The sequence below is a fragment of the Pseudomonas sp. PAMC25584 genome, from assembly GCF_058135675.1.
Map to the genome: position 1 here is coordinate 1266291 of NZ_CM176870.1, position 23948 is coordinate 1290238.

The 23948-nt window shown below is 61.8% G+C and carries 15 protein-coding genes; 11 read left to right on the forward strand and 4 right to left on the reverse strand.

The annotated features are described in order from the left end of the window. Positions 1–4: 4 nt before the first annotated feature. Positions 5–1879 carry a putative bifunctional diguanylate cyclase/phosphodiesterase gene (locus tag ACS5Q8_RS05680; RefSeq protein WP_276196686.1) on the reverse strand — a complete coding sequence of 625 codons (1875 nt, stop codon included), beginning with the start codon at positions 1877–1879 and terminating at the stop codon, positions 5–7. 257 nt (positions 1880–2136) lie between these two features. Between ACS5Q8_RS05680 and nosR the strand changes: the two genes are divergently transcribed. Together nosR and ACS5Q8_RS05690 are read left to right on the forward strand one after the other, a co-directional pair. After that, positions 2137–3483, forward strand: a complete 1347-nt coding sequence (gene nosR, locus ACS5Q8_RS05685) for a response regulator c-di-GMP phosphodiesterase, NosR family (RefSeq protein WP_276196687.1) — start codon at positions 2137–2139, stop codon at positions 3481–3483. A 48-nt stretch (positions 3484–3531) separates the two neighbouring features. Beyond that, on the forward strand, positions 3532–3945 hold the full coding sequence (locus ACS5Q8_RS05690) for an NUDIX hydrolase (RefSeq protein ID WP_276196688.1): 414 nt from the start codon (positions 3532–3534) through the stop codon (positions 3943–3945). Between the two features lie 33 nt (positions 3946–3978). On the opposite strand, the gene metR is transcribed toward ACS5Q8_RS05690, so the two are convergent. After that, positions 3979–4896, reverse strand: coding sequence for a transcriptional regulator MetR (gene metR, locus ACS5Q8_RS05695; RefSeq protein WP_276196689.1), 918 nt, complete (start codon positions 4894–4896; stop codon positions 3979–3981). Positions 4897–5185: 289 nt separating this feature from the next. On the opposite strand from metR, the gene ACS5Q8_RS05700 reads away from it, so the two are divergent. Then, positions 5186–10168: a dermonecrotic toxin domain-containing protein gene (locus tag ACS5Q8_RS05700; protein WP_465159913.1), complete on the forward strand. Its 4983-nt coding sequence runs from the start codon at positions 5186–5188 to the stop codon at positions 10166–10168. Positions 10169–10209: 41 nt separating this feature from the next. Here ACS5Q8_RS05700 and ACS5Q8_RS05705 read toward each other — a convergent pair whose 3' ends face one another. After that, positions 10210–15861, reverse strand: a complete 5652-nt coding sequence (locus ACS5Q8_RS05705; RefSeq protein WP_465159914.1) for a dermonecrotic toxin domain-containing protein — start codon at positions 15859–15861, stop codon at positions 10210–10212. A gap of 207 nt (positions 15862–16068) precedes the next feature. Here ACS5Q8_RS05705 and ACS5Q8_RS05710 point away from each other — a divergent pair, with 207 nt between their 5' ends. From ACS5Q8_RS05710 to ACS5Q8_RS05730, 5 genes are all read left to right on the forward strand, one after another. Next, entirely contained in the window at positions 16069–17088 is a 1020-nt protein-coding gene (locus ACS5Q8_RS05710; RefSeq protein ID WP_247401135.1) for an alpha/beta fold hydrolase, read from the forward strand. A gap of 55 nt (positions 17089–17143) precedes the next feature. Then, the gene (locus ACS5Q8_RS05715) at positions 17144–17797 is read left to right on the forward strand and encodes a DsbA family oxidoreductase (RefSeq protein ID WP_276196692.1); all 654 of its coding nucleotides are present in this window, start codon (positions 17144–17146) and stop codon (positions 17795–17797) included. A 208-nt stretch (positions 17798–18005) separates the two neighbouring features. Further along, positions 18006–18926, forward strand: a complete 921-nt coding sequence (locus ACS5Q8_RS05720) for an arginase family protein (protein ID WP_247401051.1) — start codon at positions 18006–18008, stop codon at positions 18924–18926. Continuing rightward, on the forward strand, positions 18923–19303 hold the full coding sequence (locus ACS5Q8_RS05725) for a DMT family transporter (protein ID WP_247401054.1): 381 nt from the start codon (positions 18923–18925) through the stop codon (positions 19301–19303). Before ACS5Q8_RS05720 ends, ACS5Q8_RS05725 begins: the two co-directional genes overlap by 4 nt. Next, positions 19300–19704 carry an EamA family transporter gene (locus ACS5Q8_RS05730; RefSeq protein ID WP_276196693.1) on the forward strand — a complete coding sequence of 135 codons (405 nt, stop codon included), beginning with the start codon at positions 19300–19302 and terminating at the stop codon, positions 19702–19704. The genes ACS5Q8_RS05725 and ACS5Q8_RS05730 overlap by 4 nt, the downstream gene beginning before the upstream one ends. Positions 19705–19852: 148 nt before the next feature. Here ACS5Q8_RS05730 and ACS5Q8_RS05735 read toward each other — a convergent pair whose 3' ends face one another. Continuing rightward, complete coding sequence (locus ACS5Q8_RS05735; RefSeq protein ID WP_276196694.1) at positions 19853–20623, reverse strand: MipA/OmpV family protein; 771 nt, start codon at positions 20621–20623, stop codon at positions 19853–19855. A 242-nt stretch (positions 20624–20865) separates the two neighbouring features. Between ACS5Q8_RS05735 and ACS5Q8_RS05740 the strand changes: the two genes are divergently transcribed. The 3 genes from ACS5Q8_RS05740 to ACS5Q8_RS05750 are packed head-to-tail and all read left to right on the forward strand — an operon-like array spanning position 20866 to position 23925. Next, positions 20866–21579, forward strand: a complete 714-nt coding sequence (locus tag ACS5Q8_RS05740) for an MtnX-like HAD-IB family phosphatase (RefSeq protein ID WP_247401092.1) — start codon at positions 20866–20868, stop codon at positions 21577–21579. After that, positions 21572–22966 (forward strand): aspartate aminotransferase family protein, encoded by a 1395-nt coding sequence (locus ACS5Q8_RS05745; protein WP_247401096.1) that lies wholly within the window; start codon positions 21572–21574, stop codon positions 22964–22966. Before ACS5Q8_RS05740 ends, ACS5Q8_RS05745 begins: the two co-directional genes overlap by 8 nt. After that, a complete protein-coding gene (locus tag ACS5Q8_RS05750) occupies positions 22963–23925 on the forward strand; it encodes an alpha/beta hydrolase (protein ID WP_276196695.1) in 963 nt (320 codons plus the stop codon). Before ACS5Q8_RS05745 ends, ACS5Q8_RS05750 begins: the two co-directional genes overlap by 4 nt. Positions 23926–23948: the final 23 nt, after the last annotated feature.

Below are 23948 nucleotides of genomic sequence, written 5' to 3' on the forward strand. Positions count from 1 at the left end.
ACAGTTATTGGTCAGGCATCAGGCTGGGGTGCCCGGCCTGCATCAATTGAGCGAAGTCATCGGCAGCCACGGCTTTGCTGAACAGGAAACCCTGACCCTCCTCACAGCGGTGGGCTTTGAGAAATGCCAACTGCTCCAGCGTCTCGACGCCTTCGGCAACGATGTTCAAGTCCAGACTCTTGCCCAGGCTGATGATGGCACTGATCAGTTGTGCGTCCTGGCTGTTTTCGCTCAAACCGCGCACGAAGGATTGATCGATCTTCAGCACATCGATGGGAAACCGTCGCAAGTAACTGAGGCTGGAATAGCCGGTGCCGAAATCGTCGATCGACAGCCGCACGCCCAGGGCCTTGATGCCTCGCAGGGTGACGAGCGTGTCCTCGACGTTCTGCATCAGCACGCTCTCGGTGATTTCCAGTTCAAGCAAACCGGGCGCCAGGCCCGTGCGCTCCAGAATAGCCGCCAGGTTCGCGACAAAATTGCGCTGGCGAAAATCAATCGCCGAAATATTCACCGAGATACACAGCGCAGGCAGGCCGGCGGCGCTCCAGGCCTGCGCTTGCTCGCAGGCTTGGCGCAACACCCATTGGCTCAAGGGGACGATCAGGCCGCTGTCTTCGGCCACGGGAATGAAGGCTGACGGGTAGATCCAGCCGTGGTCGGGCTGGTGCCAGCGAATCAGCGCTTCGGCGCCGACGATCTGGCCGCTGTTCAAATCCAGTTTCGGTTGGTAGTGCAAAATAAACTCATCGCGCTGCAAGCCCAGCCGGATCGCGGTTTCCAGACTCTGCTGGGCCTGGGCGCGCAGGTTCATCTCGTTGATGAAGAAACTGAAGTCGTTGGGGCCACGGGCTTTGATGGTGTGCATGGCGGTTTCGGCGTTCTTGATCAACTCCACCGCGTTGAAACTGTCGTTGGGGTAAATACTGATGCCCAGGCTCGCGGTGACGCTCAAGTCATGCCCGGCCACATAGCGTGTCGCGCTGATGGCACCGAGCAGTTTTTCGGCAATGTACTGGGTTTGCTGAGGGTGCTTGATGTCGTTGAGGATCAGCACAAACTGGTCGGCGCCATAGCGAAACACCGAATCGGACTCGCGCACCGTGGCCACCAGGCTTTGGCTGACCTGCTTGAGCATGTCATCGCCGACCGGGTAGCCCAGGGCATTGTTGATGCGCTTGAAGCGGTCCAGTCCGATAAATATCACGGCCAACTGAGTGTCATGGCGCCTGCAGACGGCGATCGCCTGCGTCAGCCGGTCGCCCAGCAGGGCGCTGTTGGGCAGTTCGGTCAGGGCGTCGTATTGCAGCAGGTGCGAGACCTTGAGCAGTTCCTGCACGCGTTCTTCAATTGTGCGCTCCAACCCCATCAGTTTGAGCGCCGCGTCCTGGGCCAACTGCCATTTCCAGGTCAGCGCACTGGCCATTTGGCGGATTTCCAGGTTGTCGAACGGCTTTTTCAGGATCAGCAACTGGTCGCTGTATTGGATGCGCGCTTCGATGGCTTCGAAGGAATAGTCCGAGTAGGCCGTGCACAGGGCGATCTGCAGGTTTGGGTCGACGTTCCACAGCTGTTCGATGGTCTCCAGGCCGTCCCAGCCCGGCGGCATGCGCATATCGATGAACACCAAGGCGTAGGGCGCCTTGTCAGCCACGGCCTGGTTGACCAGGGCCAGCGCTTCCTGGCCCTGGTAGGCGGAGTCCAGTTCAAAGGTCTGGCGCACGGTGGGGGCGGTGCCGAACAGGGTTTCTTCGATGCTGTCCAGGGACTGGCCGCCATTGGCATCGGCGCACAGGATCTTGCGGAAATCCTCGTGGATGGAGGCCGTGTCATCGACGATCAGGATTCGTCGGTTGGCCCGTCCCGAGCACGGGTTCATGACTGACACCGGGGCGCGGGCAACTGGAAATTCTTACGCATCGGGCTTCCTTACCTTGAATGCTTCGGTAAACCGGGACGAGTCATGGCTTCATGCTACTAGCATAGTCGGGTCCCTTGAATAAGTACGCCAGTTGGCGTCAAATCAACCCCAATTACCCCAGCGTGCATCTAGCGCTCATCGCTTGTGCAAGTACAGCGATGGATTACGCCGGGGCGCGATGAAGCAACTGTGTGCCATTGTCAGGAGGTGTCGCCATGGATGAACAAACTGCTACGACGTCCCCTTACAGGCCAACTGTTTTGCTGGTCGACGATGAAGAGTCGATCCTCAACAGCCTGCGCCGCCTGCTGCGGGGCCAGCCTTATGATGTATTGCTGGCCGGCAGCGGTGCCCAGGCTCTGGAAATCATGGCTGCCCAGCCCGTCGACCTGCTTATGACCGACGCGCGCATGCCTTCGATGGACGGGGCGATGCTGCTGGCCGAGACCCACCGCCTGTACCCGGCCACCACGCGCATCCTGCTGACCGGCTATGCCGACATGACCATGATGATCAAGGCGATCAACGAAGGTCAGATCCACCGCTATATCAGCAAGCCCTGGAACGACGAGGAAATGCTCCTGACCTTGCGCCAGTCCCTGGAACACCAGCATTCCGAACGCGAGCGCGTGCGCCTTGAGCGGTTGACCCGCGATCAGAACGAGCAGTTGAAGGCCCTCAACGCCACCCTGGAAAAACGCGTCGCAGCCCGCACCAGTGAGTTGCAGCAAACCGCCGACATGCTCGACCTGGCCTACGATGAGCTAAAGCGCAGCTATGTGACCGGCACCGAAGTGTTTTCGCTGCTGGCCAACCTGCGCCTGCCCAAGCATAAGCAGACCAACCGCCAGTTGATCGAGCTGATCCGCGTGTACTGCAAAGCCCAGGCGGTGGACGAAGCCAGCGCCCGTGACCTGGCCATGGCGGCGGCGCTCTACAACATTGGCAAGTTGAGCTGGAGCGACGGCATGATGGCCGCGCCGTCGGACCTGCTGCACAGCAACGACCGCGAACGCTATCGGGTCTACCCGACGCAAAGCGAATCGTTATTGATGACCCTGGAACCGATGAAGGACGCCGCCCGGCTGATCCGCCATCACCAGGAACGCTGGGACGGCACCGGGTTTCCCGATCACCTCAAGGGCGATGCGATTCCCGAAGGCGCGCGGTTGCTCAAACTGGCGGTGGACTTCATCGAACTGCAGAAAGGCCTGATCCTGGAGCGGCAGATGAACAGCGGTGAAGCACTGCTGTACATCCGCAAGTACGCGGGGCGGCTCTATGATCCGGATATGGTCGAAAACTTCGTCCTGGCCTGCGCCACGTTCCTCAGCGACGTGACCCTGGGCGACCCCAACGTCAAAGTGCTAAGCACCCGTGAACTGGCCGAAGGCATGGTCCTGGCGCGCAACCTCAACGCCGATAACGGCATGTTGCTGCTCAATGCCGGCAAGGTGCTCAACCTGCCGCTGGTGGACAAGCTGATCGCGTTTGAAGCGATGGAGGGCGCCAAGTACAGCGTGTTTATCAAGGAGCCGGAAGAGCCGCAGCTTTTAGGCTGAGGCGCTTCATGGGATTATTGTGCCTTTGCATTCAAGGTGATTTTGTCCATGCCAACCACTATCCGCATCGCCGCCGCGCTCCTGATCGGCGGCGACGGCCAGACTTTGCTGGTGCGCAAGCGCGGCACCCAGGCGTTCATGCAACCGGGCGGCAAGATCGATGCCGGTGAACAACCGGTCGAGGCGCTGGCCCGTGAGCTGCACGAAGAACTGAACGTGCGTATTGAGCCGAGCCAGGCGGTCTACCTCGGCCGCTTCTCGGCCCCGGCCGCCAACGAACCGGGCTTCACGGTGCAAGCTGAACTGTTCCAGGTGCAGATCGATGTGCCGGTGACGCCGGCGGCCGAGATCGAAGAAGTGCGCTGGATCGACCCGGCCGGTGACGGCGGCCTGCACTTGGCGCCCTTGACGCGTGAGCTGATCCTGCCGTTTTATCGCCAATCGCTGACCACCACCGCCTGATTGGCGCGCTCAAAGGACTGAGCCGTGCGCCCCTCAACGCACGGCGCTGACCCCATCCAATGTGGAAAACGACGTGTCCTTGGCCGTGAGCAGAAAGTCGCGCATGTAGGGCGCGTCCAGCATGTCTGCACGAATCCCCGCATACAGCGTCGCAAACAGGCCTTTTTCACCCAGGCGCTTGGCCTTGACGTAACCGCGCGAGCTGTATTCATGCAGGGCCCAATGTGGCATGCCGCACACGCCACGACCGCTGGCGACCAGTTGCATCATCATCACTGTCAGCTCCGAGGTGCGCACCTGGGCCGGTTCCACATCGGCGGGTTCGAGGAACCGCGTGAAAATGTCCAGGCGGTCGCGTTCCACCGGGTAGGTGATCAGGGTTTCGCTGAGCAGGTCTTGCGGCACGATGTACGACTTGTTCGCCAGCGGGTGCTGGTTGGCCACGGCCAGCATGGCTTCGTAGGTGAACAGCGGCACATACGTGATGCCCGGCAGCTCCAGCGGGTCGGAGGTGACCACCAGGTCCAGGTCGCCACGGGCCAGGGCCGGCAGCGGGGCGAAGGCGAAACCGGACGCCAGGTCCAGCTCGACTTCGGGCCAGGCGTCGCGGAACTGGTCGATGGTCGGCATCAGCCATTGGAAGCAACTGTGGCATTCGATGGCCATGTGCAGGCGTCCGGCGGTGCCGCCGGCCAGGCGCGCGATGTCACGCTCGGCGCCGCGCAGCAGGGGCAGGGTGGCGTCCGCCAGTTGCAACAGGCGTAAGCCGGCGCTGGTGAAACGCACGGGTTTGGTCTTGCGCACGAACAACTGCATGCCCAATCGCTCCTCCAGCTCTTTGAACTGGTGGGACAGGGCGGACTGGGTCAAGTGCAGGCGTTCGGCGGCTTCGACCAGGCTGTCGGCTTCGCGCAAGGCGTGCAGGGTTTTCAGGTGGCGGATTTCCAGCACCGTGGCCTCCATGAGCAATATTGATGAACAATTGGAATGGGGTGAGTTTGTCTCATGTTGCTCGGACTGTCGACAGACAGGCCAAGGGCGCGGTGTTCATATCCAGCCATACATTGCGAAAAGGCGCTGACCCGGAGCCCTGGCGGATGAGGCGTGGGCGGACATAGTCAATTACGCATTTCTTATTTCACCGTAGGGGGGAGTGGGTATTTTGGCGCGAGACTCGTCCCGAAGGGCACTTCATGCGTCGTTGGGACGACACCGTATTTCCACGCCAAGGATGTGCCCCATGACCGCTAGCAACGCTGCAAGTCCCTTCATCCCTCGCCTGTACCCTGCGGCAGCGCCAGCCAATCCGGCGCCTGCGCCAGCCGCATTTGCGACAACTTCGCTGGGCAGTACCGGCGCCGTATTGGCGCCTATCGGCGCCGAGCCCAGCGCCATTGCCGATGTGCAACCCCTTCCCACCGCCACCCACCTCGCCGCCCACGCTGTCAGCAGCCAGTTCGCGACACGGCCCGGCGTGCGCTCGGTCGTCAGGGAAATGCTCGGCGAGGCGATCAAAAGCCTGTATCCCACGCTGGAACTCGACGTAGCTCAGACCTCGGTGGCAGAGCCCATCGCGCAAAACCCGGTTCAATACCGATTGACCCCGCTGTTGGATGTCGCCCTCAACCACCTGGCCGCCGGGGCCGAAATCGATTTCACCGACAAGTACTCATGGCCGCAGAAACTGGTCAAACACGGCACAGGCACCACCCTCAGGGTTCCGCACCCATCAGGCGACCGGCGCGACGATATCGACATGTCGGCCATCGAACTGGTGATTCGCAGCCTTCGGCCCAGCCTCAGAGACGGTTTTGCACGGGCCTTGACGCGCTATTGGGGACAAAGTGCCGCCGGCGCCACCGGCCCTGTCGCAGGCAATCGCTGGTTGTGGCTCAGCGGCATGCTCAGCGACAGCCTGCGCAGTGCGTCGCTGAAACAGCCCGGCCTCACGGATGCGCAACGCGCTACGCTTGATCAGGTGGTTGCCTGGCCCGAGCGTGCGCAACGTGTGAGCGCCAAGGGCGACGACGCGGCCCGGGTTTTCGTGCTCGACGCCACCGTCCGTTACAGTGGTGGTTCGTCCACGCAGCTCAGCCCCGATCTGCTGATCACCCGTCAGATCGGCGGCAGCACCCAGGTCCTGCATGCCGCTGCCAACGGCCTGATTACCCCTTACGACTCGGTGGAAGCCTTCGGCAAGGCATGGGGCGAGACGCTGGAGAACGACTTCGTCTTCGACAATTTGACCTGGAAGCGTCAGGAGCCGGACGCGCATATCTTCGATACGCAAGCGGGCATCATTCTAAATAACCAGTTGCAGGCGATAGACGCCCTCGAGCTCCCGGAAGCCGGCGGCCTCAACGCTCTGGAGCAGCGCTTTTCCCTGGTCAGCGATCCGAGCCCGTGGTTTGTCGGCGCCTACGCCCCGGATTCCGCGCAACTGGCGCGGCTGCGGGAAAAACTGCCGCAGTGGATGCGCAATGCCGACCCGGCCGATCGCTTTGCCTACCACCGCTACGCCCTGGAACTGGCCAGCGATGTACAACGCAATCAGGGCCGAAACTTTTTTTCGGACATCCCCGATATTCGCGCCTATACCCAGCAACAGCTTCAAGCGCAGTTGGAGAACACCGGGTTTCTCGCGGACCACCTGGAAGTCACCTTCAAGGTGCCGGTCGGCACGCTGGGCGGCGGCTATATCGAACGCGTCACGATGAGCCTGACCGACATGGCCTTGCGCAATCTGGCCGGGTTGCCCAAGGGCGAAATGGAAGTGCGTCACTTCGGTCAACTGATCACCGACCCCGCAATGCCCCAGCGCTTGAAAGACATCGTCACGCGGGTGGACATCGGCAAAAACTACCCCGCGTTGCTGCACTCCCACCTGCTTGGCGACAGTGATGAAGCACGTCGACGCAGCGCCTTGTTTGCCCAACAAGTCCCGCTCCAGCTCACCATGCAAGCGCTGGAACTCAAGCTCAAGGGCGAATCGGGCATCACCGCGCGAGGCTATCAGTATGTGGCGGCGGTGCTGAGCCCTGGCGCCGGGGCAAAACAGGTCGACGGGCAAGACATCGTCATTCGCCCCCTGGCGTTTTTACGCAAGCCCGGCGCGACACCCGATGTCGTCCAGAACATGTTTGTCATCGAACCGGCCGATTCGGTTGTCGGCCCGCACATTCTCTACCGTCCGATGTTGTCCCCGGCGCTGCAGGCGTTTACGACCCGCCAAGCGCTGCTGGAGGCGGTGCAACAGCCCGGCCCTTTGCAGCAAAGCGTGCTGGCCTGGTTGCCCGACGACAGGACACGTGCGGTGTACGGCAATGGTGGGTTCAAGACACCGAATATTGCCCGCTACAGTGTCTTTAACGAGTTCGACGCGCCCGCCCAACCGGCACCGACGGCGCTGGCCGTGGACGGCTATGACGCCGCGCGCACATTACGCCAGGACCTGGAGCAAGGGCGCCTGATGCAGTACTTGTACCAGAGCAATACGCACAGCCTGGTGAGTCTGGCCGAGGGGCAATCGGTATCGGACGCGCAAAGCCGCTGGGCCTCTTTCAAGGAACTGGGCGGGTTGCTGTTCAACACGCTGTTACCCGTATTGCGCGGGCCTGGGGCGATGGCGGGGTGGTTGTTGCAGTTGGCCGGCAGCGAGGACGACATCCGCAAACTGTCCAACCCCACCGCTCAGGACGACAGCACGGCTACCGTGGTGGACCTGCTGCTCAATATGGGCATGGTGTTGACCCATTCTGCGCCCGCAGACGTCGCGCAGCCGCCGGTGACGCTCGACGCGCTCAAAGCCATCCCGCAAAACAATGGGCCGACGCGTCGCGTGCCGGGTCAGACACCGAGCGCTCATCGCGCGACCCTCCGCCAAAGCAGCGTGGAGCCAACTGCCGGTGTCGTCGGCGATAATGCGAGCGTGCTCGATTTTGCGTTCTCCAGCCCACGCCGGTTGACCCCCGGGCAGCTCGCACAGATCGGGTCATTCCGGGTGCCCGCGCCGGCCGATGTCGGTGCCGCGATTGCCGAGGGGCAAAAAAGGGGGTTGTACCTGAGCCAGGGCCGACTGTACGCCAACATCGACAATCAGTGGTTCCGGGTGGCCAACGACTTGGACGGGGTGTTCATCATCGACGAGCACAATCGGGCGCGTACCGGCCCGCCGATCAGGCGTGACGCACAGGGGCGCTGGAGTTTCGACAGCCGCCCAAGGTTGCGCGGTGGCATGCCGCGAAAAAGCGGGGTCGCCGAGCGGGTTAAACAAAATACGCAGGCGAAACAGGCGCGAGGGGAGCAGTTCAGTCAGGCTGTTGAGGCTGCGTTGCAGCTCGATGGGCCAAGGGTCGATGCGCATAACCAGCTTGTCGTGACCATTACCGATTACCACAATGCCCGCAAGAAACTGCGCACGCTGTGGGGGCTGTCCACCACCGGCGAGCATCAACAGCGCTTCCTCACACCTTATTTGACGCAGTTGGAACTCACGAAAAACCTCAGGCAGACAATCGACCAGCAGTTCGCGCAACTCAAGCAAAGCACTCAGGCGCACAGTGCGGCGGTTCAGACGGCCATTGACAGCCTGGCACCAAAAAAACTGGGCGCCGTGGACGATCTCTCCGAAGAAAAACAGGCGCGCTCCAATCTCTACGGCGCAGTACTCGACAACTACCGTCAAATCGAACAGTTCTACAGAACGCTGGCCGAAGACAGCAATCAACACGTCCCCAGCGGACGGTCGATGGCGGAGGTGGTGAGCGAGGCGAGGACAGGCTCCAAAAGCGCCTATATCGAGCTGATGGACAACTTCGGCAGGGTCTACCATGACTTGGAAAACGTGCGGGAAGCCGCCTTGGCCTCTGCCGCCGTGCTGGAAAAATGGACGAACGATTCGTCGTTCGGCAAAACCAAGGCCGCGCACTTCCTCAAGCTGCAAGACACACAGCCGCCTGCGATTATTGCCCTGCGCATGAAGCTGACCACCCTGTCCAACCTCAAAGAGCTGAGCCTCGATCGCTATGCCCGAACGACTGACCCGGTGGAGTCGTTTTACCTGCAGCGATTGAGCTCAACCAACCTGATTCCCGTCTACAGGGCTCACCTGGACCTGCGGCAGTACAGCGGTTACAGCTTGAGCGAACGCAAAGCGACGCTGGAAACCATCATCGGCACGTACCAGCGAGAGCTCAGCGACAGCCTGGCGATACAGGACGCGAATCCCAGCCTTCAGCGCGCCGAGTATCAGCAGCTGTTTGCCGAACGCCTACGCGATGTTATCAACGATGCCCAAACCGACCTGGCTGAAGTGATTCGCGAGGAACAAGCGCTGGTGCCGGTCGCCGTCGCGCGTATCGATCAGCAACAAAAGCCGGCGGGCCAGCGAACGTTCAAAACCCGCGACAAGGAAACCTTGATCGGCACCGCGCGTCCTCACGCAGCAGGCGCCAGCGCCATCATTGATGTACTGGACCCGCAATCCGGCCAGCCGGTCGCCAGTTACAGCGAACACCCCAGCGACGGCGAGTGGGTCAAGATCGTTCCCGCGCAACCTGCACGGCCCGCGCAGTCGCCCAAGTCGCTTTCAACGCTTAAATCCGACGCCAGAAAACTGCTCGAAGAAAGCGCCGGCATTGAACGAACGATCGAGATCCAGAAGCGCAAACTCAACGACCCGCAACGCCGCGAGGGCGTCAACCCGCTGGACTGGAACGACATGTTGCAAGCCCAGGCCGAGCGGCTTCAAGCGACCGCCCTGCAAGCCGAAACCAGCCAGAGTGGCAGGCCTGAAACCGCACAGTTGGTCAACCAGTGGCGCACAGCGGCGGACGAACTGCTCAACAAGGCTCGGCAACATTGCGCCGATGGCTACAAACGCCTGCCCCCCAAGCCGGAAAATATCGATTACCTGTGGAAGCACGGGTTCGTCGATATCAACCTGGTTCAGCGAGACACCGCGACCAAAAGCGGCGATGTCTTCACCGAATATGCCGTGCGTGAAAAAGGCAAAGTCGACGTCTTGTGGTATGCCCATTTCCACTACCCGGCCAAAGGTTCGCCGCGCAACCTCTACACGGCGGCGCATCTGAAGATCCCGTCGCAGCGCACCAAGACCCAGAAAGACCTGGTGGCCGAGGCGGGAAACAACCGCGTTGTGGAACAGATCGTCAGGGCACGGATAGGCTCGCCGCTGGATGAAAAACTGTTTTTGAAACTGTGACTGAACCGCTCTGATGAACAGCCGCAGCTCACGTTTTGTGGTTATTGGGCAACCCCTAGCGACCGGATATGCGGCAACGCGGCGGACTGCCTGCCAATGTCGGAAAACGGCAGCGACGGGTCGTCGGCATGGGTCAAATAGCGGTGCTCCGGCAGTTTCAGATGGGCCTTTTCGAACTCGTCGAAGGTTGCCGTGCGGCGGTTGTAATGAAAGTGCGCATACCACAGGGCGCGCGCTGGGGTGGCAGTCAGGTCCCAGACTTCATATTCCTGCATGAAGTCGCGATGCCCGTTCGCACGCCTCGCCAGTTCGGTCATCGACGCGGTTCGACGCACCTCGACCACGTGATGCCTGACCAGGTCATCGAGCATGCCGTCGGTGGGTTTGCGGCTGGCCAATGATTGTCGGGTGCGCAGGGCGCGGCCGGCGGCGGTCAGTTCGGTAGAGGTCTTGCGTAATTGCGAGAGGCTCGGTTCTTCGGGGTCAAGGCGCGCGATGCGGTTTGAGCGCAGGGTGAGTTCGGCGGCTTCGCTGACCAGCATGTGTTCAAGGTCCACCGGCAACATGCCCTGCCGGGCATAGGCTTCAACTTTGGCCTGGTACGCCGGCACGGCACGCAGGCGGTTCTGGGCTTCGCTCACCATCACCGACTTCACGTTTGCCTCAGGTGGGAACTCCACGGGCGGGGCCGGTTGGCGCTGGGCACGACCGTTTGGCCGTTGCTCCCAGGTCTCGGTGTGGCCGCTGAGGTTGTCGATGGTATAGCGCGTGGTGTTGGTGCGTGGGTCGGTGCTTTTTATGCCGATCAGCAGCCGGTTGTCGTCGCTTTCAAACACTGTTCCTTGTGGTTCGTCGGGCCGCGGGCGCCGCAGGCGAGGTGTTGTGCCGATACGGTTGCGGGCCAGTTGAATCATGCGTTCGAGGTTGTTCAGCAACGCGTCCAGGTTTTCCAGGTCAAAATGTTGCGGGTAGCCTGCGCTCAAGGTTTTAGCGCTGAGGCTGAAGCGCGTATAGGCAGCGATACATTCGTTGAGGATTCGCGTGCGCTGGCTGACGGTGGTGGGGGTCTTGGTCAGTGCGAAATGCGTGTTCAGGGCCAGGTGGGCGTCGAGATAGACGCGATTGACCTCACTTTGCAAGTACAGCCAGGAAGGATCGGTGACGTGATCGTAGCGGTTGAACGTATCGATGCTGTGGACGGTGCGCAGGTGCGTGCGAAACCCTTCATCGTAGAGCTCGTTCCAGCGCGCCGTGTCATCGCGAGCCTCGCCCACCATCGTGCGCGTGTTGTGCAGGTCCGCGTCGATCTGTTGCGCGGTCCTGCGTGTGCTTCTGCCCTGGAGGCGCAAATCGGCCTCCAGCGATACAAGGTTGATCTGGCTGCTCCATTCGTTCATGACTAGGAAGATGCGGTCGATCCGGTCGAGTGCCTGCACGATTTTCTGGCTGAGACCTTTGCGGGTTTGCAGAAACTGCAGAATGGCGGCGGGTCGTGCCGGCGGCACCTGGATGCCAGCGAATTGCTCGGTCAACGCCTGCAGAGCAGCCGCAGCAACTTTCAAGCGTTCCACGGTTCTGCTGGTGACAATCAAGGCGGCGCGGCTTTGCATGCCTTTGAGGACCAGATGCTCTCTGCTGGGGGTAAAGGCGATCACGTCCTGGATCGCGTTGGCCTGCTGAATCGCCAGCTCGATGTCCTTGGTGTAGGCCTGATCGAGGGTCGGTTGCAATGTCTTGCGGGTGGCGAAATCGCTTTGGTTGGACAGGTGTTGCAGGTGGTTGGTCGCGGCCAGTTGAGCGTCGAGCCGGTTGCTCAGCGTATTGATCGCATCGTCGAGCGCCAGTTGGCGGCGCACGACATGATCGGTCCACCAGATCGGCAACCGTTGTCGAATTGCCATCGGCCAGAGCGGGTCGAGGGTGTCTGCCAGGTGCCCGAGCGCGCCGCCGCCGCCGGCCAAACCACTTGGTTGCGCGGTGCCGTAGACCCCGAAGTGGGTGTCCCACTCGCCTGCTTCATCCAGGGCAATCGGCTGTTTGTATTTTTTCAGCGAGTTGCCGGCTAAGCGCCAATGCCCGTTCTGCAGTTCGACCTGGTAAACGTTGTCCTGACGCACAATAAAATGGCCGTCTGCATGCCGATAGACGTTGCGATACACGCCGTGGATCGCGGGGGACAGGTGGCCCAGGGCGATCTCCTTGTCGTACTCATACCCGCTGAAACGCTCGGCGATGCGGCGCGCCTTGCGGCTCATGGGCGGTTGCAGGTAGCGGCCGCCCTTGAAGGCGTTGCGCAACTGGCGCCCCCGGGTCCGCACGCGTGCCGCATTGGGCGTGATCAGCACCCCGCCGGCCACATCCACGCCGGCGTCGATCAATGATTGCAGGACTTGGGTGATGTCGTGCAGGCCCTGGACATGATCACCGCGTCTGAACGCATCCACCGCGTCATTGGCGCTGCCCCAGCCATCGTAAAGGCCGATCACCGTACCCACCACGGGGACCACGCCGAGCGCCATCTTGATATAGCTGAAGGCCTGCACGCCTTTCATGGCGTAGCGTTCCAGGTACAGGTCGCTGTTGGAGCGGGAACTGGCGCGGTGGGCTTCCTTGACGCGGCCCATGTGGGCGTTGAGCAAATGGCCGGCCAGCGACGTGGTGACGGGCCAGGGGCTGCCGACGCCGATCAGTGCGTCGAAATGCCGGAGCACCGCTTGATTGATCCGGCTGACGTGGTTGGCCACGTTGCCCAGCAAGGCGCGGCCGGCCAGGTAATTGACCATCGAGCTGTTCAGGCACAGGTGGAACAGTGCCAGTCGGGCGGCTTCAAGGTGGGTGTAGCTGCGTAGGGAGTGACCGTCGGGGATTTCAGGCAGATAGAGCAGGGTGAACCCGGAGTTTTTCTGACGGATGAAGGTGATGCCGGACAAGGTGCTTGAGCCGTCCTGGGTATCTGGCCCGCCGACACTGAGGTAGGCGGGGAGTAACTCGATATCGTTGCCATCGGCCCGCCAGGCCTGGGCGGTGGTGGCATTTATGGCGATGTTGAAGGTATTCAGTTCGCTGGCATTGATGTGCTTTTGCAGGAACGCCAGGCGCCCCTGGAGCGTGAGCATCTGGCGATGAGGTTCGAGCAGGCATTCGAGGCGATGATCACGGCTGAAGTACGCTTCGCGATCCGAACCTTGGTAGGTCTCGACGATCAGGTTTTCATACGCTTGGGCCAGGTCCAGCTCCGGCACCAGCGTGCGCAGGTAGTTGACGCTAAGCCCGGCCGTGAGTGCCTGGCCTTCCGTGGCGTCCTCGGTGTTGACCTCGACCTTCATGAACGACAACCGCTCGGAGATCGGTGTATCGATGTTGCTCAGCGCCAGCTCTTCCAGGGCCATTTTGACCCGAGTGGCGCTGGGGACCAGCACGGTCTTGGTCGGAGTGCCCGGTGCGCCGGCGGCTGCGACGAAATGCTGTTGGCGGGTGACGGATTCGGGCACGTCGAGCTGAACGCTGAACGGGTGTTTGAGCGAGAAGTCCCGGGACAGTCGTGCGTGCAGGCGTTTTTTGCAAAAGCTGCTGATCAGCGGCAGCTTCAGGTTCAAGGCCTCGTCGGCGCGCTGGAACGCCTGGATGTAGCGCTCCAGCAGGGTCTTGAGTTCGGCCCTGTCGGCTGGCGAAACCTGGCCGAGCCAGACCGGCAGTTGCGCGGCCAGTGCGCCGCTCTGGTTCTGCTCCAGAAGCTGCGCGTAGGCCAGTTCGCGCACGGCGTGGGTCGGTACGCCGAGTTCCTCGATCGCTTGCACGCGCAGGGGTTCCAGTTCCCTGGCTTGACGCTCGGTGTCGTCCGGGGCGCGCCGAAGCATCTCTTCAATCTGGGTGACCCAGCCATCGAGTTGCACGGTGAGGCTGTAGTCGAGCGGGGTCTGATTGAGCAGGGCCAGTTCTACGGACGAGGCGCCTGGCGGCGTCACGCCGAGCCACCGTTCAAGCGCCTGGAGCGAGTCGAAGTGCTGCAGCCCGCCCTGGCTGCCCGGCCAATACAGCAACAGGTCCTGGGGCGTTGACGCATCGCGCAGCGCCGCTTCCAGGGTGATGAGCAGCACGCCGTCCAGCTCTTTGCGCTGGGTGTTGGTTGCGCCGTTGCTGCGGTCGCTGATCGACAGCGTCAAGGTCGCCACCGACACGTTGAGTTCGGGATTTTGCGCGTTAAGCGGGTCGAAGGCGGCCAGGAGCATGTCGTGCCCGGCCTGGGTGATCTGGTTGAGTTGACGTTGCAGGCTGGCCTCGGCAAGCAGCCCATTCAGTCGCGCCTGGAGCAAGGTGTGGTAGTCGGGGTTGGCTTGCTGGGACAGCTCCAGCAGTTGCGGCCGGGGCTGATTCCACAGCGCTGTGGCCGCTGCATGGGCTTGCTGTTGCGCCTCGTGCAAGCGGCTGAGTTGGCTGCGCAGTGCGGCCAACTGCTCGTCGCTCATTGGCGTCAGTCGGGCGGGCGCCTGCACGGCCCCGAAGAGCGACTGCTGTTGCCGCAACAGTGCGTGGCGGCGCTGGGCCAATGGCAGGTCGGCGGTCAGTCCGGCGAAGACCGTGGGCGTGTTGTCGAAGGGCGCGTCGTCCTCGGCGGCAGTGAGTATGGAGGCCGGCGGCAAGGCGAAAAACCCCTGGTTGCGCTGTTGCCGGTCGACCTGATCGGCCGCTTCCAGCGCTTTGTGTCCATGCTCGGTGAGGTCTCTGCCGTGGGTGTATTTCAAGCTGGCCTGCTTTTCTTTGAGGCGATGTTCCAGCAGGTGCGTCACGCCGGCTTGCAAGGGCTCGTCGACTTCGCGGTAGTCGATCAGGTTGTCGCTTGTGATTGCGGCCACGCCGGGGAACAGCGTGGGGTGATCGAGCAACCACTGCTCCATGCTGACGCGACTGTTGAACAGGCTCAGCGCGGGTACTTCAGCGGGCAGGTATAACAGCTGGAGGACGATCTCTGCATCCAGGGTGATGACCAGCGCACCGGGTATCTCTGCATCGGCCAGCCCTGTGCGTTTGAGCAGCAGTTGCTCGGTATAGATCTTTTGACCGTCGAGCTGCAACGCGCCGCTCGGAGGGTCGAGGACCGTCAGCAACGGCTTCAATTGATCAGCCGTGATGGCCCCCGACGCGCAGGCCAGCTGAGCGGCGGCCTGCAGATGGCTGCTGTACTGCGCGACTGCGTGATCGCGGCGCGAGACCGGCGTGCCGGGTGCGCGCGTGAACCACCAGTAGCGGACCCAGGCCGTTCGCAGGGCCTGCTGCACATTGAGCTGGGTAAAGGGTTTAACCAGCTCGAGCGGTTGCGCCGCGTATTGGGTTTTCCCCTCCGGCAGGCCGACCACCCGGCAGTGCTGGTAGAGCGAGGCGGGGACGGTGATTTGATGAACAAAGGCGCAGGCCTGGGTGAGCGTGACGTAACGCGCCGGCTGGTCGGCGGTAGCCGCAAAATGCAACTGCACGCTGTCGCCGTCCAGGCCCAGTTGCTCGTGGATGAACGCTTTGAGTGAGGCGTGAACACTGGGGGCATCGGTGGTGAGCCGGAACAGGTGTTCACGGCTGGCGTTCCAGCGGGCCGTGGCTTCCAGCAACAGACTTTCATTCACGGGACGAACCTGCGCGTGGGAAAGCGGCAGGAAATCGCGCACAGCAAGGGGGGAGAGCGGGTTGGGTGTAGCGGTCATGGGACGGCACTCGAAAAAATAGGGGCAGAGCGGTGCTTTACCGGTCGGAGCCCTATTTAAAGGTGAGGAACCAGGCGCGCAGGGATAGATAGTTAGTGGCCGACCGTTGAGCGGCATTCATCAAACTGTCACGCAACTGTGGCAGCGCGATTGAACAAACTTCATCAGACTCGCGCTCTACTGGGGTTCTGCGTTTCGGTGTTTTTCATGCGCGTGTTGCTGTTATTGGCCGCTCTACTGTTCGGCCTGCCGTCTTTTGCGGCTTCTCGATGTGATGTCAATGTCCCGACCCAAACGGTCGACCTGGCTCAGGTGAGCATCGCTTACCAGAGTATCGGCCGTGCGTCCGATCCCGCCTTGCTGCTGGTGATGGGCCTGGGCGGGCAACTGATCCACTGGCCGGATGAGGTCGTTGTTGCGCTGTGCCAGCAAGGTTTTCGGGTGATCCGCTACGACAACCGCGACGTTGGTCTGTCCACCTGGCGCCAGGCCCCGGCCAGCGCCAACCTGACCTTTGAAGTGCTGCGCTACAAACTCGGCCTGCCGGTGGCGGCGCCGTACACGCTGACCGACATGGCCGATGACGCCCTGGGCTTGATGGATGCGTTGCAGGTCCAGCAATTCCACGTCCTTGGGGCGAGCATGGGCGGCATGATTGCTCAGCACCTGGCCGCGATGGCGCCGCAGCGGGTGGAAAGCCTGACGCTGATCATGACCAGCTCCGGCGCCGAAGGCCTGCCGGCGCCGAATGCGGCGCTGGTGCAATTATTGTCGCGGCGCAGCGCCCCCAATCGTGAAGTGGCCCTGGAGCAACAGGCTGATTTGCTGGCCGCGCTGGGCAGCCCGAACGTCAAGGATGATCGCCAGGTGTTGCTGCACCAGGCGGCGCTGTCCTACGACCGCGCGTTCAACCCCGACGGCGTGAAGCGCCAGATCATGGCGATCCTCGCCGAACCGAGCCGTGTGCCGTTGCTCAACCAATTGCGCGTGCCGACCCTGGTGGTGCATGGCACGGCTGACCCGTTGTTGCCGGTGATGCATGGCGTACACCTGGCCGCGCATATCCAGGGCAGCCAGTTGAAGCTGATTCCCGGCCTGGCCCATCGTTTCCAGGAAGCGTTCAAGGCGCCATTGCTGGCGGCGGTGTTGCCGTACTTGCAAGCCCATCGCGAAGACGCCGCCCATTGGGCGCAGATTGAGCCCCAGGTCTCGGCGAAGGTGTTGTGACATTGGTGTATCGTGCAACCTTTGCGGCGCATTAATGCCAGCGAGGTTGCCTACCATGAGTACTGCCCTGAAAATCGATTTCGTCAGCGACGTGTCCTGCCCCTGGTGCGTCATCGGCCTGCGCGGCCTGACCGAAGCCCTCGACCAGCTCGGCGCCGAGGTGCAGGCCGAGATCCATTTCCAGCCATTCGAACTGAACCCGAACATGCCCGCCGAAGGCCAGAACATCGTCGAGCACATCACCGAGAAATACGGCTCCACGGCCGAAGAGTCCCAGGCCAACCGTGCGCGTATCCGCGACATGGGCGCCGAGTTGGGCTTTGCGTTCCGCACCGACGGCCAGAGCCGCATCTACAACACCTTCGACGCCCATCGCCTGCTGCATTGGGCCGGGTTGGAAGGCTTGCAGTACAACCTCAAGGAAGCGCTGTTCAAGGCCTACTTCAGCGATGGCCAGGACCCGTCCGATCACGCGACCCTGGTGCGCATCGCCGAGAGCGTCGGCCTGGACCCACAGCGCGCCGCCGCGATTCTCGCCACCGATGAATACGCCGCCGACGTGCGCGAGCAGGAACAGCTGTGGGTGTCCCGTGGCGTGAGTTCGGTGCCGACCATCGTGTTCAACGGCCAGTACGCCGTCAGCGGTGGCCAGCCGGTCGACGCGTTTGTCGGGGCGATTCGCCAGATCATCCGCGAATCCCAATCCTGACGCTGTTCCCATGTGGGAGGGGGCTTGCTCCCGATAGCCGTGGCACATTCAGCATCTCTGTAGGCTGAGACTCTGCCATCGGGGGCAAGCCCCCTCCCACAGGGGGGCTCATTGTCCTCAAGAGAGTCCCTGGCCCGTCCCTTGCATTGACCCCCTAAAGCCCATCCGCGATCCGGCTGGGTGCTGCCATTAGGGGTGAAACACTACCTTGAATATTCTTGACCTCGACCACAGCCTTACGGGTCAGGCGCCGATTGCCCGGCGTTTGGCCAGTGGTCATGCCACCCGTCTGGACTTGTTGGACCTGGGCCCGAAACTGCGCCTGTGGTCCACCGAAAAAACCTGGAAGCGCTTCACCGAACGCCTGGCGGCACGGCCCCGGCCCACGGATGCGCGGCCGGAAATCCTGTTTGTCGGCTCCGGCGATTATCACCACCTGACGCCGGCATTTCTCGCCGACCTGAAAGAACCCATCAGCCTGATCCACTTCGACAACCACCCCGACTGGGTCCGCTTTGCGCCCAAGCGCCACTGCGGTTCGTGGGTCAACCGCGCGCTGAAGATGCCGGCGGTCAAGCGCATCGTCACCCTTGGCCCGTGCAGCGATGACCTGCATAACCCACAGCTGCGCGGCGGCAACCTCGGCGCCCTCAAGCGCGGGCAATTGCAGCTGTTCCCATGGCAGCACCCGCCTTCGAAAGTCTGGGGTCGGGTCGGCGATGGCGCCGGCCACCAGCAGCAGGAAAACTACCTGCACTGGCGCAATCTGGCGGAGCTGGACTGGGCCGCATTCCTTGAGCAAATGATTGCCAGCCTGCCCACCGAAGCCATCTGGATCACCCTCGACAAAGACGTGCTGGCCAGCGAAGACGCGGCCACCAACTGGGACCAGGGTGGCATGCGCCTGAGCCATCTGCTCCAGGCTCTGCGGGCCCTGGCGGCGCGCAAGCGGATCATTGGTATCGACGTGTGCGGCGAGTTCGCCAAGCCCGTGTTCAGTAACGCCTTCAAGCGTTGGGAGGCCAAGTCCGACCAGCCGCCGGCCGAGCGCTGGAGCGCCGAGGACTTGCAGCGCAATGCGGCGACCAACGAAGCCCTGATCAACCTGTTTGAGGAACTGTTTCCGTGACTTTGACCGTGGTGTTGCTGGTGGCCTTTTCCATCGTGCTCGATGTGGTCGGCCAGCTGTTTTTCAAGATGGGCCTGGACCGTTTGCCGGAGTTGGAGGGCGGCTTTCGCCTGAACGCCTTCTGGGGCCAGGTGTTCAACGCACCGTTGTTGTGGGCGGGGCTCGGGGCCTATGCCATTGAGTTTTTCGTCTGGCTTGAAGCCTTGTCCCGCGCGCCGCTGAGCCTGTTGTTTCCGTCGGCGGCGCTGGCTTATTGCGGGGTTGTGCTGGCGGGTAAGGTCGTGCTGGGGGAAACCGTCAGCCGCAGGCGTTGGATGGCCACGCTGGTGATTACCTTCGGCGTGATGTTAGTAGCGATTGGAGGGGGTCAGGCATGAGTACGCAAAATATCGACCGGGGCTGGTTGCACGAACGTCTTGGCACCGTGGTGTTGTGGGCCTTGCTGATCTGCACCGAGAGCGCCGGGCAGCTGTTTACCAAAGTCGCCGGTGACCAACTGGGGCAGATGAATTTCAACTGGCTGTGGTTGTCCGAAGTGGCGCGCAACCCTGGGATTCTGGCGGCGATTGCCAGTTACATCGGCGCGTTCTTCGTGTGGATGCTGATCCTGCGGCGCAGCAGCCTGTCCCTGGCGTTTCCGCTGAGTTCGCTGGTGTTTGTGGTGGTGTTGCTCGGTTCATGGCTGGGGCTGGGGGAGCACATCAGCCTGCTGCACTGGGTGGGCGTTGGGGTGATTATCGTCGGGATCGCGATGTTGGCCGAAGGCGAAGAAAACTGAAAGTATCGCGATGAAATACTGGCTCCATGTGGGAGGGGGCTTGCCCCCGATAGCGGTAGATCAGTCCCGTATGTATTGGCTGACCCTGCGCTATCGGGGGCAAGTCGAATCGTCGCACCGCCCCTCCCACATTTTTATCGATGTGCAATCAGTCGAATTTATAGCTGATCGCCGTCTGCACCTGGCCCTGGTTCACTTCGCCGGTCTGCTTGACGATGCTGCTGTCCGCTGCCGAACCCACCAGGTGTACCCAACTGGCACTGGTCAACAGCGACCATTTCGCCGCCAGGGGAAATTCGAAGCTCTGCGTGAACGTCAGGTTCTGGAAACCGCCGCTGGCGTTGTAGGGCCGAAAGCCCGAGGCGGCGGCTTCGCTATCGCTCACGCCGAAAAACGTGTTGGTCTGGCGTGCGTCGGCAAAATGCGCCATCAGGCCGCTGCTGCCAATGATCCCGCCACCCAACGGATAGCCTAGCTCGCCGCCGACCTTGCCAAGCACGCCGCCTTGGCCCTGGGCGCCACCCACGGCGCGACCCAGTTGGGCATAGACCCGCCAGAAGTCGGCCGGCGCGTACTGCACGAACCCGCCGACCTCGGCCATGCTCGACACTTCGCGCAACCCCGACAACGCGCCGTTGGCCGTGCGGCCCGAGAGGTAGTTGATGTACGGGCCGGCGCTGAAACCGTTGGTTTTCAGCGCGCTCCAGGTCAGGCCGTCATCGGTGCCGAGGCTGACGTTGCCCCAGTCAAGGTCGAGGTACGGAATGGCCGCGGTTTCATAGCGGGTGCCGGTGGGTTCTTTGGGCTGGTAGCTGATGCCCGCACCTGCTTCACCGGTGATGCCGTCGGCCTGCGCGGCTTGTGAAACGCTCCACAGCCCCAGTAATCCGGCGAATACAGCGGAGGTGATCCTGAACATGGTCACTGTTCCTTGATTGACTATGCGCGCATGAACGCGCAAAGCGCGGCGTTGGCGCAAGCACTCATCTTGTTTGTAGCAAGCTACAAAAATTGTAGCTCGCACGACACAAAACCGCCTGGCATCCGCGCAAACCCCCAGCGCCATTGGGCGTTGGCCAGTTGGCACAGTCCCTGCTCTAGCACCTTTTGCAAGCGCACAGAGCGCGCCCCTCCAAGGCCCTTCACCTAAAGGAAAGGCAGATGATCCACTGGCATATCGTGTGTGACTTCGACGGGACGATTACCCCCACCGATGTCATCGACAACGTCCTCCAACGCTTCGCCGGCCCCGAGTGGGAAACCATCGAGCAGGAATGGCTGGACGGGCATATCGGTTCACGCGAATGCCTGAGCCGCCAACTCGCGCTGATCAAGGCCACGCCCGCTGAACTGCTGGCCTATTTCGACAGCGTCGAGATCGACCCCGACTTCCCCGATTTCGTCGATCACGTCATCGGCCTGGGGGCGTCCATCGAAGTGGTCAGCGACGGTATCGAGCAAGGCATCGCGCGGATTCTGTCGCGCAATTACGTGAGCCTGCTGCCGATCCTCGCCAACCGCCTGCGCCAGGTCGACCAGAACAGCTGGCGCATTGATTTCCCGTATGCCAGCGATGCCTGCCGCGCCGCTTCCGGCAACTGCAAATGCAAATCCACCCCGCGCAACAAGCGCGTGCTGGTGATCGGCGACGGTAAGTCCGACATGTGCGTGGCCTCCACCGCCGACTTCGTCTTCGCCAAGGGCAGCCTTGCCCAGTACTGCGAGACCAACAACATTGCGTATGCGCGCTTCGACACCTTCGCCGAAGTGAGCGCATTGCTGGCCAAGCTGCCACAGGGCATCGCTGCCAACGCCACCACCTTTGCTGCTACTGACCTCTCTATTGAAAATCAGGAACTCTTCCACCATGTCTGATATCCGAATCGCGAGCGCCGAAGACCAGATTCTTCTGGATAAAGAAGCCAAATACTGCTCTTACGGCGACACCGTTCACTACATCGAACCGCCGCGTATTTTCAGCCGCTGCGAAGGTTCCTACGTGTGGGACACCGAAGACCAGGCCTACCTCGACCTGCAAATGTGGTACTCGGCGGTCAACTTCGGCTATGCCAACCCGCGCTTGAACAATGCGCTGAAACAGCAGATCGACACCCTGCCGCAAATCGCCAGCCAGTACCTGCACAAAGGCAAGATCGAGCTGTCGGAAATGATCGCGGTCGACGCCAAGAAGAAATTCGGCCTCGACGGTCGCGTTCACTTCAACGTCGGCGGTTCGCAGTCCATCGAAGACTCCCTGAAAGTGGTGCGTAACGCTACCAACGGCAAGAGCCTGATGTTCGCCTTCGAAGGCGGCTACCACGGGCGCACCCTCGGCGCCTCGTCGATCACCTCCAGCTACCGCTACCGTCGCCGCTACGGCCATTTCGGCGAGCGCGCGCAGTTCATCCCGTTCCCGTACCACTTCCGCGGCCCTAAAGGCATGACCAAGGAAGAATACGGCAGCCACTGCGTGCAGCAATTCGCGCGCCTGTTCGAGACTGAATACAACGGCGTGTGGGACCCGAAAGTCGGCCAGAGTGAATACGCCGCGTTCTACGTCGAGCCGATCCAGGGTACCGGCGGCTACGTGATCCCACCGCTGAACTTCTACCGCGAGCTCAAGCAGGTGCTGGATCAGCACGGCATCCTGATGGTGTCTGACGAAATCCAGATGGGCTTCTATCGCACCGGCAAGTTGTGGTCGATCGAGCACTTCGACGTACAACCCGACGTGATCGTGTTCGGCAAGGCGCTGACCAACGGCCTCAACCCGCTGGGCGGCATCTGGGCCCGTGAAGAACTGATCAACCCGAAGATCTTCCCACCAGGCTCGACCCACTCCACCTTCGCCTCCAACCCGTTGGGTACGGCGGTAGGCTTGGAAATGTTCAAAATGACCAGCGAAGTCGACTACGGCGCAATGGTCATGGCCAAGGGCAAGTTCTTCCTGGAAGGCCTGCAGGACCTGCAAAAACGCTTCCCGATCATCGGCGACGTCGATGGCCTGGGTCTGGCCCTGCGCTGCGAAATCTGTGGCCCGGATGGTTTCACGCCAGACAAGGCGACCCTGGACTACATGGTCGAAGAAGGCATGAAGGGCGACATGGTCGTGGACGGCCGCAAGCTCGGCCTGATCCTCGACGTGGGCGGCTACTACAAGAACGTGATCACCCTGGCACCGTCCCTGGAAATCAGCTACCCGGAAATTGAGCTGGGCCTGAAGCTGCTCGAGCAACTGCTGGTGCGAGCGACTAAACGGTGAGCAACGTCGGGATCGACCTCGGTGAGGGTGATGCCGGCTTCGTTCTCGGTGAAGGGCCGGTCGGCATCCTGTTGATCCACGGCCTGACAGGCACGCCGACGGAACTGCGCCAGGTCGCCAAGGGCCTGGCCAAGGTGGGTAATTGCACGGTGTACGTGCCCACCCTGGCCGGGCACTGCGGCGACAACAGCGACCTGCAGGCCACCGGCTGGCTGGACTGGTACGAAGGGGTGCGTAAAACCTTCGTCCAGGTCCGCCAGCGTCATGAACAGGTGTTTGTCGGCGGTTTGTCGATGGGCGCGGTGATGTCGATGTACCTGGCCTCGGAACATCCGGGCCAGGTCGCCGGGCTGCTGATGTATTCGACCACCTTGAAGTACGACGGCTGGAGCATTCACAAGCTGGCGTTTCTCACGCCGTTGTTGATGAAAATTCCGTTCGGCGTGCATATCTGTCGCTTCGAAGAGAAGCCGCCTTACGGCATCAAGAACGAACGCCTGCGGGCGATCGTCGAGCGGCAGATGAAGGAAGGGCAGAGCAGCGAGGCCGGTCTGTTGACCATGGAAGGCATCACCGTGCGCGAGTTGCACCGGATGAACGCCGTGGTCAAGAAACGCATGCCGCAGGTCAAGGCCCCGGCGCTGGTACTGCATTCGATCGAGGACGACATCACCAGCCGCTGGAACGCCGATTACGTGGAACGTCACCTCGGCGGGCCGGTGACCAAGGTCTTGCTGGACAACTGCTACCACATGATCACTGTCGACCTGCAATACCGTCGGGTGATCGAGTTGAGTGCTGAGTTTGTCGAGCTGCACGCCGGTCTTTGCAGATCCAAACAGGCTGATGGGGGAGCTGTAGCGCTTAAGCGAGACGGCGATGCAGCTATCGCGGTCTATCCGTTACACCGAGGTGATGCCATCACCGCCTCGCAGGGGCTCGAAAGCTCACACATTTGATCGGCGGCTTGCGACAAAAATAA